This is a genomic window from Vibrio sp. (genome assembly GCF_038138445.1).
In the GTDB taxonomy this organism is placed as follows: Bacteria; Pseudomonadota; Gammaproteobacteria; order Enterobacterales; family Vibrionaceae; genus Vibrio.
In genome coordinates this window covers 85,316-103,112 of record NZ_JAYQDQ010000005.1, presented here as the reverse complement: position 1 = coordinate 103,112, position 17,797 = coordinate 85,316, and the positions used below count along the sequence as shown (strand labels likewise).

The window sequence follows — 17,797 nt, the reverse complement described above, 5'->3', positions numbered from 1 at the left end:
TATTTTTAGTCGGTGCCAGCTTTCAGTTAAATGGGGCTCACCGCCAGCTTACGAAGAAAACATGGCGCTGGCGTATATGCGAGGGAAAAAGCGAGGCTGGGCATTTGCTCTATCTAGTCAAAGGCGTAAAATTTTCCAAGAGCGAATAAGTATTCTTGGACTTGGTTTGGAAGACCGATTGGGCGATAGCATTGGTTTACTCTCTGGAGGGCAGCGACAAGCTGTGAGCCTTGTTATGGCTACGTTAGCTGATAGCAAGATTTTGCTCCTTGATGAGCACACCGCTGCACTTGACCCTAGAATGGCGATGTTTGTTATCGAACTCACCAAAACTCTTGTGAGTGAGTTTCAATTGACTGTGATCATGGTAACCCACTCAATGAAAGATGCTCTAGCATGTGGCGATCGCACTGTGATGATGCATCAAGGAGAAATTGTTCTCGATGTTTCGGGTGAGCAAAGAGCCAATTTACAGGTTACAGACTTGCTCGATATGTTTTCTCACGTTAAAGGAGAGGAGCTGTCGGATGATAGTCTCCTTCTCAACTAGTTATGTCAATCTATGCTGTGGGTTCGGCGCTTTGGTATTCCTTTATCCGTTCAACAATAGGCGCTGCTTTATTGAAAGTCCTTATTTCTCGAAACAACTCGTTTGCTTGAGGGTATTCTTGACGCAGGTAAGAAAACCACTGTTTGACACGATTGGGATAGTAAAGCCCTTTGTCACCTTTCATTTCGTACTGAGAATAAAGCAGTAATAGCTTGATGACATCTTGCCAAGGCATGGCCGCTTGGTTGTGTTTGACTACATTACCTAAGTTGGGGACATTAAACGCACCGCGGCAAACCATCAGAGAATCGACACCTGTGGTTTCAATGCAAGCTTGCCCGTCTTGATAATTCCATATTTCACCATTTGCGATGAGAGGAATGTCAAAGCGCTGGCGGATTTCATTGATATAAGACCACTTTATTTCACTGGCTTTGTATCCGCCTGTTTTGGTCCGAGCGTGCACTGTAAGCTCATTAGCGCCTGCGCTTTGTATCGCATCAACAATCTCAAAGCAGTCGTTAGGATTATCCCATCCCAAGCGAATCTTTGCGCTAAGTGGAACATGTGATGGAAGTGCGTTTCGACAGGCCCTAACGACTTGATGAACTAGGTCAGGGTGTTGCAGTAATGCTGCACCGCCTTTACTTTTATTGACCAGTTTTGCTGGACAGCCAAAGTTAATATCAACACCTTTAGCACCAAGCTCTGCAGCTCTGACGGCATTTTCAGCCATCCAATGCGGGTCTTGTCCTAGTAGCTGAATATGAACTGGTACTCCTGACTTAGTTTTAGACCCTTGCTTTAGCTCAGGGCACAGACGATAGAAAACATGCTCAGGCAGTAATTGATCAACAACGCGAACAAACTCAGTAACACAAAGGTCATAGTCGTTAATATCGGTTAAGATCTCGCGCATTAAATGGTCTAAAACGCCCTCCATAGGGCCTAAAACTACTCGCATAAACAATGTCTCTTGATCAGGAGGCGTGATTTTAGAGATTTCCCAGCAAGATGTCTAATTACCTGAGAGACTTGTCTATAGGTTAACTTTAAACCTGCGAATATGCTTTAGCTGTAAAGACAACAGTGACCGCTGTCATTTGGTCAGGTTATAATGGCCAAAGCTATTATGACGTCTGAAGTACATGCATGACTTATCCACTATTAAAACTTGAAACTGAAGAATCTGAGATTTTCATCGAGGGCGTGATCCTTGCGGCTAACTTAGCGACAAAGCCATTGGATCCTGAACTATGGCTGTCAGAGGTTCTTCCTAACCATACGCCCAATGCTAAAACTGAGGTCGAGCAGCATATTCACAAGCAATATGCTTATTTAAAACGCAATGAGTATTCGTTGTTGTCATTGCTCGATGCTTCTCAAAAGGATGAGCAATTGGCGGACTTCGCGGAAGGTTTTATGACTATGTGGCCCAAGGTAGAGCCACAGTGGCAAGAGGTGAACCTTGTCGATGGCTCATTAAGAATGCTTCAAGCTTTGCTCACGACATTAATGTTGGCTATTGATGAAAGTAAGACTCAAGATGAGATGAAAGCCGCTGGCGTTGACTCTCCACCCGCGTTAAATGATTTAGTTCCGCAACTTGATTTAATGATCAATGAAGTAGCACTTGCTGCAGATGAAATCATGTTAGGCACGAAAGCGCAGTCACTCAATCCATTTAAAGGTGTGGGCCGCAATGATCAGTGCCCGTGTGGTAGCGGGAAAAAATTTAAACAGTGTTGTGGCCAATAGAACAAAGTTAACCGAAATCGGTCAAACATCCTGATATCAAGATGTAAAGTTGTAGTGTCGACTTAATAGGATAAAAAGAATGAAAAAATTTGCTGTACTATTTTTGCTGAGCTTTTCTGTGTTTGCAGCGCCTAAAGACGAGCTAAGTAAAAGGCTGCAACTGTCAGAAGGCTTTAGCGCTGATTTTACCCAGAAGTTAATTAGCCCAGAAGGCGATGTGTTAACTAAAGGTGCTGGAAAAGTAGATATTTCTAGACCAAGTTTGTTTCGCTGGGAAACCACTTCGCCTGATGAAAATGTGTTGGTATCTGATGGAAAGTCATTGTGGTACTACAGCCCGTTTATAGAGCAGGTAAGTATTTACTCACAGGAACAAGCCACAGAGCAAACACCGTTCGTGTTGCTGACTCGTAACAAACCCAGTGATTGGGATAGCTATAAAGTTTCCCAGCAAGGTGATTTCTTTACATTAATTCCAACCTCAGTTGATAGCAATCAAGGTAGCTTCAAGCTTGAAATTGATAAAAAAGGAGCGGTAAAAGGTTTTAGTATTGTTGAACAAGACGGTCAGAGAAGTGACTTCAAATTTAACAATGTCAGTTTATCTAAACCGAGCTCCGAGCGTTTCACTTTTACCATTCCTAAAGGGGTTGAGGTTGATGATCAAAGGAAATAGCAATGAGTAATTATTGTTTGGACTTTACAGGGCAAGAGGACTTTCGGCCGCTTGCCGCAAGAATGCGCCCAACAAGGTTTGAGCAGTATATTGGGCAGCGACATATCTTAGCGGAAGGTAAGCCCCTGCGCCGTGCTCTTGAGTCTGGACATCTGCATTCTATGATCCTTTGGGGACCTCCAGGTACAGGAAAGACGACTTTGGCTGAAATTTCGGCCAATTATGCTCATGCCGAAGTAGAGCGCTTATCTGCTGTTACTTCAGGTGTTAAAGATATACGCTTGGCGATTGAGAAAGCGCGTGAGCACCAAGTAGCCGGGCTTCGCACCATCTTGTTTGTTGACGAAGTTCACCGGTTTAACAAATCTCAGCAAGATGTTTTTTTGCCTCACATTGAAGATGGCACCATTACTTTTATTGGTGCGACGACAGAGAACCCATCATTTGAATTGAATAACGCCCTGCTATCGCGCGCACGTGTGTATAAGCTTACTTCTCTATCAGTACAAGATATTTATCAAACACTTGAGCAAGCCATTAATGATGAAGAATTGGGCTTGGGCAAATTTAAAGCTCACTTTGCTGACCACGTACTTGACCGTCTATCTGAATTAGTCAATGGCGATGCTCGTATGTCACTGAACTATCTGGAGTTACTCTATGACATGGCGATAGAGGATGAACAAGGAGTCAAGCAGATAACCTTACCACTGCTCGCTGAAGTGGCAGGAGAGAAGGTATCTCGTTTTGATAACAAAGGCGATATTTGGTACGACTTAATTTCTGCAGTACATAAATCGATTCGAGGCTCAGACCCTGATGCAGCGCTTTATTGGGCTGCAAGAATGATTGCTGCTGGGTGTGACCCTTTATACATTGCTCGCCGTTTGTTGGCAATTGCATCAGAGGATATTGGCAATGCTGACCCAAGGGCAATGCAAGTGGCTTTATCTGCTTGGGATTGTTTTGCTCGAGTTGGCCCAGCGGAAGGTGAAAGAGCGATTGCGCAAGCTATTGTCTATTTGGCCTGTGCTCCCAAAAGTAATGCGGTATATACGGCTTGGAAGCAAGCACTTCAAGATGCTCATAATCAGCCTGAGTACGAGGTTCCTGTTCATCTGCGTAATGCTCCAACCGGATTAATGAAAGATCTTGGTTATGGTGAAGAGTATCGTTATGCCCATGATGAAGCCGGAGCTTATGCGGCCGGCGAGAATTACTTCCCTCAAGAGATGCAGGATACACGCTATTACTTTCCGACAAATCGAGGCTTAGAGGTAAAAATTGCGGAAAAGTTAGATTATCTAGCAAGTTTAGATGCAAAAAGCCCACAAAAGCGCTATGAATAAGCCTCTTTTTTGGATACATTTGTCAGGCTAATTATCAAAGCGCTTGGGCACGATGTTTAAGCGTAAATTTCACTACACCAAAGCATAGGATTAACAATGCTGGATTCTAAATTACTTCGTACAGAGCTGGATGATACAGCTGAAAAACTGGCGCGTCGTGGCTATAAGCTAGACGTAGAGACAATCCGTACACTTGAAGATCAACGTAAGTCGATCCAAGTCGAAGTTGAAAATTTACAATCCAGTCGTAATTCGATCTCCAAGCAGATAGGCCAGAAAATGGCGGCAGGAGACAAAGAAGGTGCAGAAGAGATTAAAAAGCAGATAGGTACACTCGGCAGTGATCTTGAAGCTAAAAAAATACAACTCGCAGAGATCCAGAATAAGTTGGAATACATTACTTTGTCAGTGCCTAACTTACCTGATGATGAAGTGCCTGCAGGTAAAGACGAAAATGATAATGTTGAAGTGTCGCGCTGGGGTGAACCCAAGTCTTATGACTTCGAGGTTAAAGATCATGTAGATTTGGGCGAGATGGGCGGTGGCCTTGATTTTGCCTGCGCAACAAAAATTACTGGCGCAAGATTTATAGTAATGAAGGGGCAATTTGCGCGTCTTCACCGTGCTATCGCTCAGTTTATGCTTGATTTACATACAGAAGAGCATGGCTATACAGAAGTTTATGTACCTTATTTGGTTAATTCCGACAGCTTATATGGTACAGGACAATTACCTAAGTTTGGCGAAGATCTTTTCCATACCGAGCCATTAACTGAAAAAGTTAACGATGAAGAACCACGTAAGCTCTCTCTTATTCCTACAGCGGAAGTGCCAGTGACCAATATGGTGAGAGACACCATAGTTGATGAAGCAGATTTGCCGATTAAGATGACGGCACATACGCCATGTTTCCGTTCTGAAGCAGGTTCGTATGGCCGTGATACGCGTGGACTGATCCGTATGCATCAGTTTGATAAGGTTGAACTGATTCAAATTACCAAGCCAGAAGATTCAATGGCGGCTTTGGAAGAGTTAACTGGACATGCTGAAAAAGTACTGCAAATGCTAGAACTGCCATATCGTAAGGTTATTCTATGTACTGGCGATATGGGCTTTGGCGCTCGTAAAACCTATGATCTAGAAGTCTGGGTTCCAGCACAAGAGACATATCGTGAGATTTCATCTTGTTCGAATACTTGGGATTTCCAAGCTCGTCGTATGCAAGCTCGTTTTCGTCGTAAAGGTGAGAAAAAACCAGAGCTACTACACACATTAAACGGTTCAGGTTTGGCTGTCGGTCGTACTATGGTGGCGATTCTGGAAAACAACCAAGAAGCCGATGGTCGCATTGCTATTCCTGCCGTCCTCCAGAAGTATATGGGTGGTGTGACTCACATAGGGTAAGAGCGGTATTCAACTAAAAGCCAGCCCAAGGGCTGGCTTTTTTGTATCATTACCCTCGCAAGATAGGGTACGTATAAAAAACTAAGTGGCTAAAGTTAAACAAGAAGTGAATCAGAACGGCAGCCCATAGCCTTCCGGTTAGATGAAAAACCAATCCGTAACCAAGTCCTGCTAGCGTGGCAAATATTATCAGTAGTGGGCCTCCTGCAAAGTGAGCGACACCGAATAACAAACTCGTGATGACGAGAGCAATGTATAAGCCAAATTTATCCGTTAGCTTTTGCTGAATAAAGCCTCGAAATAGTGCTTCTTCGGCGACGCTGGTGAACATTAGGTTGTTAAATGCAAATAACCACCACCATGATGGTATAGTCAATTCAGGCTTGATAGCACCAAGTAGCGATGCGATGGGTAGTAGAGCAAAAAGCAAGGTACAAACAATCAATAACCCGCGATAATTTGCTTGCCGTGGCTTACCTAATAAGGGTGGGAAAATGCATAGTAGTGCAAAAAATACGAGTGGCTTGTCCAAATTCATGTACATATTGAAGTCTGCACTGAGAGGACCTGCTTGAACTTTTTCTAGTACCTGAGGATTATTAAAGCCAGGGATTAGATGAAGGAAAAGAGCGACACAACAGATAACTGCAAAAGCAGATAGAGCCGTTGATGGCATCCATGTTTTGTTTCTTAAGTAGTAAAGAGCGGTAAAAAGCGTGCTAACCAGTATAAAGCCAACGGGCGTTACAACCCCAAAATACAGGGCACTAAGCAGAACGACGGCGAGAAGAATCGATGAAGCTTTGTTTACCTTGAGAAAAGCTGCTGCAATTGAAATTGCGAGTATTAGCCAAACCCATATTTGGATGTCTATTTGCATATCTTGGGCTCATTTATTTTTAAAGCCACATCATGAACCGAATTGTCCGAGTGAACAAGTGGACTTAAACTCATCAGATCAATTTATTGAAAAGCCGATAAGTCATCGGCTTATTTGATATGCTTTGCTCAAGCGGCTAAGAATTAAATAGACATTTCGCCTCTTAATACTTGCTGCATCTGCGCCTTTACCTGCTCATAACTGAGGTTTTGGCTGAGTAGATAGTGAAGTTTTGCCAATGCAGCTTCTGGTGTCATGTCATATCCACTGATCACACCTGCTTCAGCAAGAGCACAGCCTGTGGCATATCCCCCCATGTTGACTTTACCTGCCAAGCATTGGGTAAGGTTGACTACAATAACCCCCCGTTCTGATGCATCTTTAAGGTGAGACAGAAGTTCTGGGTTTTGTGGGGCATTACCTACACCAAAAGTAAGCAAAATCATAGCATTAACAGGTTGTAGTAGTGTATTACGAATTACTTCATGGGAGATCCCTGGGTACATGGTGATCACGCCAATCGGCTGTGGTGTAATATCGTGTACTTTAAATGTACCAGCAGGCTTTTCGTCCACAACAATATCACTACTGATCTGAATGTTGATACCAGCTTCTAAAAGGGGAGATAGGTTTGGAGAGGTGAATGCATTAAAACCATCTGCGTGTGACTTAGTGCTTCGATTACCACGCATTAGCTTATTATTGAAGAAAAGCGTGACCTCATTAATTGGATAGTTCGCCGCTATGTGGAGAGCATTAAGCAAATTGGCTTGGCCATCAGATCTAAGCTCTGCCAATGGAATTTGGGATCCTGTTACAATTACAGGCTTTGATAAGTTTTCAAGCATAAATGACAAAGCTGATGCCGTATAAGCCATAGTATCAGTGCCGTGCAAGATGACAAATCCATCGTATTTATCGTAATTGCTTCGGATATCATCTGCAATTTGCTGCCAATCTTTTGGAGTCATATCCGATGAGTCGATTAAAGGAGCATATTCATGGATGGTAAATTTTGGCATTTCAGGACGCTGGAACTCCGGCATACTTGCTAACTGCTTTTCCATGAAGCCAGCCACGGGAACGTATCCGTGATCGTCAGACTTTTTCATTCCGATGGTTCCGCCAGTATAAGCGATATATATATGTTTTCTTGCCATAGCTTAAAAAACCAGTCAATTGTAGGGGAACAGAGCGTGGGATTATATATTAATATAAGCCAAGAAAAAGTGGGTAGCTCCTCATCAGCTTTCTTTTATCTGTTGAATTGTCAATAAATGTACTAACTAAAGCCCTAAGGTGGTGTTTATCGTTTGTTAAGGGACTGCAACATACGGTGGATAAGCTCTTCACTAGGCTGGTATGACCAATAAATTGGACTGGTCAGTTGTTTGTAAAATGACATGCGTTAAATTTTGCTACTATCCAAAGCTTATATGTGACTTAAACCAATCTTTTGGTTTTTATAGTAATACTTAGGTAAATAATTGGTTTAGCGAGAACACAGACTATTTCTTGGAAATTCATATAAGTATTGTGCCTATTTTCTCCCATATATGAATTGTAATTTAATTAGCCAGCAGTATGAGGTTTTGTATGCCTAGACAATTTTTGGTGCTTTTTTCTCTATTTTTTGTGTTATTTACCACTCCCTCGTTTTCAAGTCAGCAAGAAGGCGACCAGATCTGTGCTGCCGCACAAGCGGCCTATTTTAAGTTCAGAGGGCTAGATATTGGCACTAATGCAAGTTATATCAAGGCTCTGGAGTCAGTTGACCCAAAAACATTTGGCATCTCGGTTGTGACAGTAGACGGACGTGTTTGTGAATTTGGAGACTACGACGCGCCAGTTTCTATTCAGTCTGTTTCCAAAGTGTTTACTCTAGCACTGTTGATGAAAGACAAAGGGCCAGATTTTGTTGAAGAGACAATCGGAGTTCAGCCTACAGGCATGCCTTTTAATTCTGTGTTGGCGATTGAGAATCAGCATGGCTCTCCATCAAACCCTTATGTAAATGCTGGAGCTATCTCTACTGTGAGCTGGTTAACGCCTCAAAATGAAACAGATCGTTGGAAGGTGATTAAGAGCAATATGGATAGCTTTGCAGGAAAAAAGCTAAGCCTTAACAATGATGTTTTGCAGTCGGAGATGGAGGGCAACAAACGTAATCTCGGTATTGCTACTCTGCTCGACTCGTACGGAAAACTTGGTTCCAGCCCCCTCGATGCAGTGACCACGTATACGAAGCAGTGTTCACTTAATGTCACCTCACATGATCTAGCAGTAATGGGTTCAGTTCTTGCCAACTATGGCTCTCATCCAATTACACATAAACAAATATTAAATGGTGATTATGTACCAAACATATTGTCTTCAATGGTTATGTCGGGGGTTTATGACAATTCAGGCAGCTGGTTTTATGAAACGGGAGTACCTGCTAAAAGCGGTGTCGGTGGTGGGTTTATTGCCATTATACCAGGGAAAATGTCGATAGGTGTGGTGTCTCCACCACTTGATGAATTCGGTAATAGTGTGCGAGCACAAAGAGCGGTGAGTTACATTGTTAATGAGATGAACTTAAATCCTTACGCCAACCAAAAGTAACCTTGATCTAAAAAATGAGCCAGTATTGACAATGAATACTGGCTATATAAAGTCCCTTTGTCGCTCGAAAGTCAGTTTTTAGAGTATAAAAAGACTTTTGGCAGTGAAGAATTTCGGCAGCACTTCACACTTTTCGTACATCCGACTATCCTTATTTGAGACTAGATAAAATAAGAGCTAGGTTTCATATGAAAGGCAAACGTCGATACTTGAGTATTAATAAAAAGTTACTCTTCGCCGTCACCATTATTAGTGTATTTCTTGCCCTGACGACAACCAGTTACAACCTCTATCACCGACTACAACTCGATATAAGTCATATCAATAACGCGCTATCTAATATAAAAGTGAGTCAGTTGTCGAGTATTACCAGTAGTTTATGGGTGGAAGATAGAGCTTTACTCAAATCGCAGATTGAAGGTTTGCTAACCTTGCCAGGAGTAGACTACGCCAACATCTGGAATGATAAAGAGTCAGTGATTGAAAGAGGTCAGCGACTGGATGAAAATGCGATCGCGCAAGTATGGCCATTGGAATATCAGCTCAATGGTAAAAGCTACGTGCTGGGCAATTTGATTATCCAATCAGATCTAACGCCCACCTATGATAGTTTGTGGCTGCAGTTTGTTCATATTCTTTTTGCAGAAAGTATTCGCATTTTACTCTTACTGACCAGCGTTCTTGCTTTCACTTGGTTCTTCGTTATCAAGCGCATTAATCTGATGGAGAAAACAGTGAGTAATAGTGAAAATGCTCAGGCTCCAAATAAAATTCTGCTGCCTCATGCATGGTTTAGAGATGAAATTACGAACTTAGCGGATAGATATAATCATTCTAGCGATGTGATTGAAAGCCATTACGCCCAACTTAATCAAGCGAGGGAAGATGCAGAGCGAGCAAAAGATGATGCGATTAAGGCCAGTAAAGCCAAAAGTAGCTTTCTGGCAAATATGTCACATGAAATTCGAACACCTCTAAATGGTGTGATAGGTATTTCAGAAGTTCTTTCCGATACCTCGTTAACGGCTATTCAACGTGATTACGTTTGTACTATCGAGACGTCATCCCACCTATTACTCAATCTTATTAATGATATTTTGGATTTTTCCAAGGTTGAATCTGGGATGTTAGTCATTAGCCCCAACGCCACCAATATAAGAGAATCTATTTACGATATCGCATCAATTGTGTCACCTAAAGCTCAAGAAAAAGGCATTGATCTCAAAGTTATAGTGAGTCCCAATACCCCTTATTGTCTGATGGTTGACGATCATCGCCTACGTCAGGTATTAATGAATTTTATGTCCAACGCAGTGAAATTTACCGATGTGGGTGAAGTTCATCTTTGTGTGAAAACAAAAGAAGTGGATGGCACTAATGCCTTAGTAGAATTTTCTGTACAAGACTCAGGAATAGGAATTGATGAGCAGCAGCAGAGGAAAATTTTTGAGCCCTTTGTTCAGGAAGATGAGTCTACAACTCGACAATTTGGTGGTACTGGTTTGGGGTTAGCGATCAGCACCCAGTTAGTTGAGCTGATGGGAGGAAATATTCGTTTAGAGTCCGAAAAGAATCAAGGCAGCCGTTTTTTCTTCGAACTTTCTCTACCTATTGCTCAAATGGACTTTGACTCGAAAAATGTTTCACGTCTCAGCCCACTGTGTTTAGTCTGTGATGACAAAGCTAAGCGAGAGCAGTTGTGTGAATCTTTAAACTTCTATCATGCGCCTGCATACCAATCGGTAACGGGACTGGATCAGTTACCCGAATGGGTGTATGAAAAAGATAATGTTATTGTTATCTATGTTGAAACTAGGCCGAACTCTGCAGCTCAAAGTGAGAGTCTTTTACGTTATATCAATGAGTTGGGTATACAAGTGTGTTTGATAAAGCACCTCCATAGCCACCAGTTTGATTTTGGGGAAAGTGTTAGTACTGTGATTACGCAGCCTTTACTTGGTCAGCGTTTGGTGAAGCTGATCGAACGGTTAGAACAAAGCATTGCTAAACCTATAACTTTAACATCACAAAAAGAGCCTGAAGAGGTAAAGAGCAACAAGATATTAGTGGTGGATGATAATGAGGTAAACCGAAAGATTGCCACAATTCATGTTGAAAAATCTGGCTTTAGCTTCGATCTTGCTGAAAATGGTCATCAGGCTTTAGAAATGTTTAAGAAGCATGACTACGCACTAATTCTTATGGATTGCATGATGCCCGTAATGGATGGATTTGAAGCAACAGAGAAAATTCGTCAAATAGAGCGAGAGGAAAAGCGCGACCGCCAGGTCCCCATTATTGCACTTACTGCTAGCGTGGTGGATGAGGATATTCAAAAGTGTTTTGACGTCGGTATGGACGATTATCTAGCTAAACCTTTCAAAGCTGATGTTCTTAGAGAAAAGTTGTCGACACTGATACCTCAAGATCTCACGCATAGACAACCAACAAAATTAGAGGCAGAGCCTAAAGGTATGACTAAAGTACCTAGTGAGTCGTTATCTGACTATTTAGGACGCATATTGTTGGTAGAAGATAATAGCGTTAATCAACAAGTTGCATCATTTATGCTTAGCAAAGCGGGCTATCAAATTGAAATCGCGGAAAATGGGCAGGTTGCGGTGGACAAATATGAACAAGACAGTGACTTTGATATTATTCTTATGGATTGCATGATGCCAGTGATGGATGGGTTTGAAGCGACACAAAAGATTCGTGAATTTGAACAGTTCACAGGGCTTTCTAAAACGCCAATTATCGCGCTGACAGCAAGTGTCATAGATGATGATATCCGTCGCTATTTTGATTCTGGGATGGATGCTTATTTACCCAAGCCTTTTAGGAAAGAGACGCTTTTGCATGAGATTGAAAGTGCCACTTCATAGAGATAGATTAGAATGGATGCAGACTCAGAATTTGATCTTCTGAGTCTGCGGCAGATAAAGTTTTTAAGCAAGAGAGAGCTCTGGCCTTGTATCTGTTAGGTAAAGCACGATTAGGCAAGGAATTGAAGCCATGGCCAGATATAAACCTACGTAGGCTGACCCATGTTCCATCGCTTCTGTTACGATTAGTGGTGTAAGACCACCAAAGATAGATAAGGCGATATTGTAACCAACCCCTAAACTTGTGATGTGGTTTTCTGAATACTGCCAAAGTACGGCTACTGTATTGCCCAATATCACGGCAGATAAAGTACTAATACCTAAAACAGCACATCCTTGTAAGATAAATTGCTCGGAGCCAAGTAGTGCAAAGAGTGGAATAGCAGAAAACAACATGGCTATTGCCCCAAACTTTAATGCTTGTTTGGTAGAAAAGTATTTATCTACGACAAAGGAAAAAATAAATATTAACAATACCAACACTGAAGAATTAATTAATGCCAAATTCTCAATATTCATTGCTTTGCCTAAAATACCACTTGCTAAGTTTTGTACGTAGAATATGACACCAGCAAGAACGGATAAGCAAAAAACTTTTGTAATAACTTTGTAGTTAGCTTGAGTCGCTATTTTTCCGGCTTTAGGTAGCTCAGGCAAAGAAAGGCGAAGATATAGACTGACGAGAATATTTATCACACCGATAAATAACGGCACTCTCCAACCCCAATCCATCATTTGTTCTTGACTAAGTAAGTACTCCAGCCCAGCAACGATGAGTAGCGATATGATAACGCCTGAAATTGAGCTGGATACAATTAAGCTGCTGATTCTAGAACGCTCAGATTTATTTGCATCATACAAAAGGTAGTTAAAAAGCGTTGGATATTCTCCACCAAAGCTAAATGCTTGGAGCATTTGTAGGACTAAGAATACAATTACTACATATTGACCAACAGTTTCCACTGGGACTAAAGCCATTGAGACAGTCGCAAAGCCTGTTAGTAGATTACAGAAAACCAGCGCTTTTTTTCGCCCATACTGTGCAGCATAGCGACAAATGACAACACCACCAATTGGGCGAATTAAGAATCTTAATGCAAATACTCCCCATACGATAAATTCCGAATGTTCAATTCCTTGGTTTGAAAATAGCTGAGAAATATACATAGATATTGACGCAAATACCGCAATATCGTAGTACTCCATCGCATTACCAAGTACGGCACTAGTTCTTTGTTTCCATGTTAACGACAATGTAATATTCTCCTCTATCTTTAGCTTATTTCTGCTGGCTTTTTATAAAGACTACCAAGATCTCTCAATCTAAAATATGGATTAGGTGTAAGTAATGGCGTAATTAAAATACTGACTAAAATATCCATATTGAGGGGATCCACTTTGTGGACAAAGTTATATTTTAGCCTAAGAAATATATGCGTATCATACACAATGAAACGAGTTTTTCTAGAAGTTTAACTGATAAATAGTTGAGAAGTCGATAGATTTAAATCAGGAAGTAAAAACAATTTAAAGGTGGTTAGAAAATGCGCCTATATATTATGTTTCTGATATAGGCGCTATAGTTGTAGTGGATGTTATTTATTCAACTTGGCAATTCAAACAAAAAGCATACTGACCTTTAGGATCATTGAAGCTGCTTAATAGGCTTGTATCTTGAATTATTTGAGTTGCTGCAGGTCTTAGTGTAGGAGGAATAAGAGCATAAACATCTAGACCAAGTTTGATTTGCACTTCACTCATTAAGTTTTGAATAAATTCTTGGGCTGGGGTCAGCGGCTCTTCAACCCAATATAAGTTGTAATCATCTAACTTGGCGAGCTCGGCAGCTAATGCTATTGCATCATCAAAGTCCCCCATTTGGTCAACTAAGCCAAACTTTTCTGCGTCTTGCCCTGTCCATACACGGCCTTGAGCTATGTTGTCCATGTCATTGATATCGATATTTCTGTTTTCACTTACTAGATTAATAAAACGATGGTATCCATGCTCAATACCGAGTTGAAATGCGTCACTTGCTCCCTTAGATAAGCCAGTTGTTATGCCAACACCTGAAAACGGGGAAGTACCAACGCCATCTGTATATACTCCTAGCTTGTTTAGCCCTTTTTCGAATGTAGTAATTACGCTGAAAATACCAATTGAGCCAGTCAGGGTAGTCGGTTGGGCGACAATTTTATCTGCACTCATAGAAATCCAATATCCACCAGATGCAGCCAAGCTTGACATAGATGCAACGACAGGTTTACCAGCTTCCCTTAAAGCCTGTATTTCGTTACGTATCACTTCAGATGCGAACGCACTACCACCTGGGCTATCAACACGCAGGACAACAGCCTTTACGTTATCATCGTTTCTAGCCTGACGCAGAAGAGATGATACTGTGTCACCGCCTGCTGTACCTTGTGGTTGTGACCCATCCATAATGGCTCCACTTGCGACCACTACAGCGATGTCATCTTTTGCAGTATCAAACTTAGGTTTGATTGTTGTTATATATTGATAGTAATCGACGTGTTGATAGCTGTCTTCGCCATTAGAGCCAAAGATTTCGATTAAGTCTGCTCTTACTTGTTGACGTGTCGCTAGTTCATCAATTAAACCAAGCTCAAGAGACAGGCCTGCGAGGTCGCCATCTTGCTCCTTTAGTTGAGCTAAAAACTCTTTCATACTCGGGTTTAGGGTCTCTTTTGATACTTGTCTATTGGTTGCGACATCATCTACATAGGCTCCCCAAAGTTGTCCTAGCCAGCGCGAAGCTGACTCTTTTGCGGCTTTTGACATGTCGTCACGTACGAATGGCTCGATAGCTGACTTATAGGTGCCAACACGGAAAACATGCGTATTTACATCAAGCTTTTCTAACAATGTCTTGTAGTACATTGAATATGCACTGTAGCCTTTAATCAGTACTGCACCATCTGGAGCAAGGTAAATTTTATCTGCGTAACTGGCAAGATAGTATTGGCTTTGGTTGTAAAAATCACCAGCAGCGTAAACGGGCTTGCCGGAAGCTTTGAATTCGTTAAGTGCTTTTGCTATGTAACGAAGCTTAGTTAAGTTGGTTTCTGGCATGTTACCAAGAGCTAACACAATTCCTGTAATTTTATCGTCATCTTTCGCGTGTCGGATGGTATCTACGATATCAAACAGTAAGTTTTCGCTTGGTATATCTTCACCGAATAGAGAGCCCGCAACTGAATCCATAGGGTTCACGTATCTTGATTGCTCCACGATTGGGCCGGAAATATTGAGAACAAGCGCCGACTTTTGAGTAATGCTTGGAGTAACCGAACTTCCGGTTGAGTATATAAAATACAAAAGTCCGAGTGTAATTAGGAATATAAGATTCACCAAAGCAAGGCGGACAAAGGTGATGGCTTTCCAAAAGCCTTTGAAAATCATGCCAATATACTTAAATATTTTTTTCATTCTGGCTCCACTGCGCGCGTGCGCAGGTATAAATCTAGATACGCTTGAGCATAAAAGTGTAAGTAGGTATACATCCTACTTAAACTAGTATACCTGAACAACTACAAGATTGATCACTGTTACAAAAATGTAAACGCCTGTTTGATTTTAATTGCAGTCAAATCTATTGTGGTCAGACCAGAAAAAGATAATGAAGTGATGTCTGCTATGTACCCAAACTTGTTAAAGCCCTTGGATTTAGGATTTACTCAGATTAGAAATCGAGTCTTAATGGGCTCTATGCACACTGGCCTTGAAGAACATAAAGAGGGGCTGGGAAAACTGGCTGCTTTTTACGCTGAACGTGCGAAGGGCGGTGTTGGCCTTATTGTTACAGGAGGTTTTTCTCCCAATTTACGGGGTAGGCTACATCCGTTTAGCGCTGAGTTTAGCAAGACAAAACATGCTAAAGCACACAAAGTCGTCACTGAGTCTGTTCATAAGCATGGCGGTAAAATCGCGCTTCAACTTTTGCATGCTGGTCGCTATGCAATGCATCCTTTTTCTCAAAGCTCATCCGCAATTAAAGCACCTATTGCTCGTTTTGCTCCGAGTGAAATGAGTGACCGTCAAATAAAAAAAACCATTGCAGCTTTCGCCAATAGCGCGGTACTTGCAAAATCAGCTGGTTATGACGGGGTCGAGATCATGGGTTCTGAAGGATATCTGATTAACCAATTTATCTGTAAGCGCACCAATACTCGATACGATGATTGGGGGGGAAATTATGAGAATCGTATTCGCTTCCCACAAGAGATTGTCCGAGCGATGCGACAAGCTGTTGGGGAGGAGTTTATTATCATTTTCCGCCTATCCATGCTGGATCTAGTCGAAGAAGGCAGTACTTTTGATGAGGTAGTGACTCTAGCCAAAGAGTTAGAGAAAGCGGGAGTGACTATCATCAACTCGGGCATTGGCTGGCACGAAGCGCGAATTCCTACCATTGCAACACAAGTGCCGCGTGGTGCTTTTACTTGGGTGACAGAAAAGGTTCGTCCACATGTATCGGTTCCCATAGTGACTTGTAATCGTATTAATACCCCGCAAGAAGCTGAACGTATTTTGTCCAGTGGTCATGCAGACATGGTATCAATGGCGCGTCCGTTCTTGGCTGACCCATATTTTGTCGTGAAAGCGGAGAATGAACAGGCTCATTTGATAAACACTTGTATTGGCTGCAACCAAGCTTGTTTAGACCATGTTTTCAAAGGTAAGAGGGCAAGCTGTTTAGTTAACCCGCTTGCCTGTCGGGAAGATGAACTCAGAGTGACTCCCTCCAGTTCTCCCAAAAATATTGCTGTCGTTGGAGCTGGCCCAGCTGGGTTATCCTGTGCTACGACGTTAGCTAAGCGAGGTCATCATGTGGATTTGTTTGAAAGAAATGATCGAATTGGTGGCCAGTTCCGTCTCGCTATGCAGATCCCAGGGAAAGAAGAGTTTCGAGAAACCATTCGGTATTTTGCTAATCAAATTGATGAAACGGGAGTAAAACTTCACCTTGAAACAGAGGCCAATTTTGATTTGCTTGCTGAGTATGATGAGGTGGTGATGGCCTCTGGCGTTGAGCCACGTAAGGTGAAGATAGAAGGAATTGAAAACCCTGATAAAGTCATTGATTACCAAACATTGATCAAAGAGAAAGCTTACGTTGGAGAAAAAGTAGCGATTGTGGGGGCGGGCGGTATTGGTGTTGATGTAGCTACCATGCTAACAGAACCGTCTGGACACAACCTTGATGATTGGCTTCATGAGTGGGGGATAGATAAAGATATAGCTCATCCAGGAGGTTTGTTCCCATACCCAGATTCTCACACTGAAAAGGATGTCTGGGTTCTACAAAGAAGAGCTGGAAAAGTGGGTAAAGGTCCTGGAAAAACAACAGGTTGGATTCACAAACGAACGTTGGAGAAAAGAGGGGTGAATCTGCTTGGTGGTGTGAGTTATGACAAAATTGATCAGCAAGGCTTACATATCACCTGCAATGACAAGTCCCAATTGCTTGAAGTTGACAAGGTCATAATATGTGCTGGTCAAGAGTCGGTCAGGCCTTTTGAAGACAAATGGCAACAAATGGGCGATAAACTTCACATTATTGGTGGGGCGGACCACGCTGGAGAAATAGATGCTGTTAGGGCGATTCGTCAAGGTGTCGAGCTTGCCATAAAGTTGTAAATTCAAGTGCAGTGGGAAGACCTTTCACAG

General features: G+C 42.1%; 12 protein-coding genes and 2 pseudogenes. 9 read left to right on the top strand and 5 right to left on the bottom strand.

The window, feature by feature from the left end; genetic code table 11:
• Positions 1-550, top strand: a 550-nt coding sequence (locus AAFM34_RS03310) for an ATP-binding cassette domain-containing protein (RefSeq protein ID WP_341659953.1), incomplete at its 5' end; no start/stop codon positions are given.
• Between the two features lie 10 nt (positions 551-560).
• Here AAFM34_RS03310 and dusC read toward each other — a convergent pair.
• Complete coding sequence (dusC, locus tag AAFM34_RS03305; RefSeq protein ID WP_341659952.1) at positions 561-1,514, bottom strand: tRNA dihydrouridine(16) synthase DusC; 954 nt, start codon at positions 1,512-1,514, stop codon at positions 561-563.
• A 188-nt stretch (positions 1,515-1,702) separates the two neighbouring features.
• Here dusC and AAFM34_RS03300 point away from each other — a divergent pair, with 188 nt between their 5' ends.
• The 4 genes from AAFM34_RS03300 to serS all read left to right on the top strand — a co-directional run bounded on the left by AAFM34_RS03300 (position 1,703) and on the right by serS (position 5,737).
• Positions 1,703-2,308, top strand: coding sequence for a YecA family protein (locus AAFM34_RS03300; protein WP_341659951.1), 606 nt, complete (start codon positions 1,703-1,705; stop codon positions 2,306-2,308).
• Positions 2,309-2,387: 79 nt separating this feature from the next.
• The gene (gene lolA, locus AAFM34_RS03295; protein WP_341659950.1) at positions 2,388-2,984 is read left to right on the top strand and encodes an outer membrane lipoprotein chaperone LolA; all 597 of its coding nucleotides are present in this window, start codon (positions 2,388-2,390) and stop codon (positions 2,982-2,984) included.
• Between the two features lie 2 nt (positions 2,985-2,986).
• Positions 2,987-4,333, top strand: coding sequence for a replication-associated recombination protein A (locus AAFM34_RS03290; RefSeq protein WP_341659949.1), 1,347 nt, complete (start codon positions 2,987-2,989; stop codon positions 4,331-4,333).
• Positions 4,334-4,429: 96 nt separating this feature from the next.
• Entirely contained in the window at positions 4,430-5,737 is a 1,308-nt protein-coding gene (serS, locus tag AAFM34_RS03285; protein WP_341659948.1) for a serine--tRNA ligase, read from the top strand.
• Between the two features lie 49 nt (positions 5,738-5,786).
• Here the strand turns inward: serS and AAFM34_RS03280 are convergent, their stop codons facing one another.
• Together AAFM34_RS03280 and ansA are read right to left on the bottom strand one after the other, a co-directional pair.
• A complete protein-coding gene (locus AAFM34_RS03280) occupies positions 5,787-6,617 on the bottom strand; it encodes a CPBP family intramembrane glutamic endopeptidase (RefSeq protein ID WP_341659947.1) in 831 nt (276 codons plus the stop codon).
• A gap of 143 nt (positions 6,618-6,760) precedes the next feature.
• The gene (gene ansA, locus AAFM34_RS03275) at positions 6,761-7,777 is read right to left on the bottom strand and encodes an asparaginase (RefSeq protein ID WP_341659946.1); all 1,017 of its coding nucleotides are present in this window, start codon (positions 7,775-7,777) and stop codon (positions 6,761-6,763) included.
• A gap of 436 nt (positions 7,778-8,213) precedes the next feature.
• On the opposite strand from ansA, the gene glsA reads away from it, so the two are divergent.
• The 3 genes and pseudogenes from glsA to AAFM34_RS03265 all read left to right on the top strand — a co-directional run.
• Positions 8,214-9,221: a glutaminase A gene (gene glsA / locus AAFM34_RS03270; protein ID WP_341659945.1), complete on the top strand. Its 1,008-nt coding sequence runs from the start codon at positions 8,214-8,216 to the stop codon at positions 9,219-9,221.
• Between the two features lie 188 nt (positions 9,222-9,409).
• A pseudogene (locus tag AAFM34_RS21000) lies at positions 9,410-9,823 on the top strand (hybrid sensor histidine kinase/response regulator); the annotation flags it as partial.
• A 192-nt stretch (positions 9,824-10,015) separates the two neighbouring features.
• Positions 10,016-12,106: pseudogene (locus AAFM34_RS03265) on the top strand (response regulator); the annotation flags it as partial.
• 63 nt (positions 12,107-12,169) lie between these two features.
• Here AAFM34_RS03265 and AAFM34_RS03260 read toward each other — a convergent pair.
• Both AAFM34_RS03260 and sppA read right to left on the bottom strand, forming a co-directional pair.
• Positions 12,170-13,360, bottom strand: coding sequence for an MFS transporter (locus AAFM34_RS03260; RefSeq protein WP_341659943.1), 1,191 nt, complete (start codon positions 13,358-13,360; stop codon positions 12,170-12,172).
• 345 nt (positions 13,361-13,705) lie between these two features.
• Positions 13,706-15,556, bottom strand: a complete 1,851-nt coding sequence (gene sppA, locus AAFM34_RS03255) for a signal peptide peptidase SppA (RefSeq protein ID WP_341659942.1) — start codon at positions 15,554-15,556, stop codon at positions 13,706-13,708.
• A gap of 198 nt (positions 15,557-15,754) precedes the next feature.
• On the opposite strand from sppA, the gene AAFM34_RS03250 reads away from it, so the two are divergent.
• On the top strand, positions 15,755-17,767 hold the full coding sequence (locus AAFM34_RS03250; RefSeq protein WP_341659958.1) for an NADPH-dependent 2,4-dienoyl-CoA reductase: 2,013 nt from the start codon (positions 15,755-15,757) through the stop codon (positions 17,765-17,767).
• Positions 17,768-17,797 lie beyond the last annotated feature (30 nt).

Bases quoted from the DNA above. Each gene is read 5' to 3' on its own strand.
- lolA (WP_341659950.1), top strand. From the start codon at position 2,388: ATGAAAAAATTTGCTGTACTATTTTTGCTGAGCTTTTCTGTGTTTGCA.
- ansA (WP_341659946.1), bottom strand. From the start codon at position 7,777: ATGGCAAGAAAACATATATATATCGCTTATACTGGCGGAACCATCGGA.
- dusC (WP_341659952.1), bottom strand. From the start codon at position 1,514: ATGCGAGTAGTTTTAGGCCCTATGGAGGGCGTTTTAGACCATTTAATG.
- AAFM34_RS03290 (WP_341659949.1), top strand. From the start codon at position 2,987: ATGAGTAATTATTGTTTGGACTTTACAGGGCAAGAGGACTTTCGGCCG.
- glsA (WP_341659945.1), top strand. From the start codon at position 8,214: ATGCCTAGACAATTTTTGGTGCTTTTTTCTCTATTTTTTGTGTTATTT.
- sppA (WP_341659942.1), bottom strand. From the start codon at position 15,556: ATGAAAAAAATATTTAAGTATATTGGCATGATTTTCAAAGGCTTTTGG.
- AAFM34_RS03300 (WP_341659951.1), top strand. From the start codon at position 1,703: ATGACTTATCCACTATTAAAACTTGAAACTGAAGAATCTGAGATTTTC.
- serS (WP_341659948.1), top strand. From the start codon at position 4,430: ATGCTGGATTCTAAATTACTTCGTACAGAGCTGGATGATACAGCTGAA.
- AAFM34_RS03250 (WP_341659958.1), top strand. From the start codon at position 15,755: ATGTCTGCTATGTACCCAAACTTGTTAAAGCCCTTGGATTTAGGATTT.
- AAFM34_RS03280 (WP_341659947.1), bottom strand. From the start codon at position 6,617: ATGCAAATAGACATCCAAATATGGGTTTGGCTAATACTCGCAATTTCA.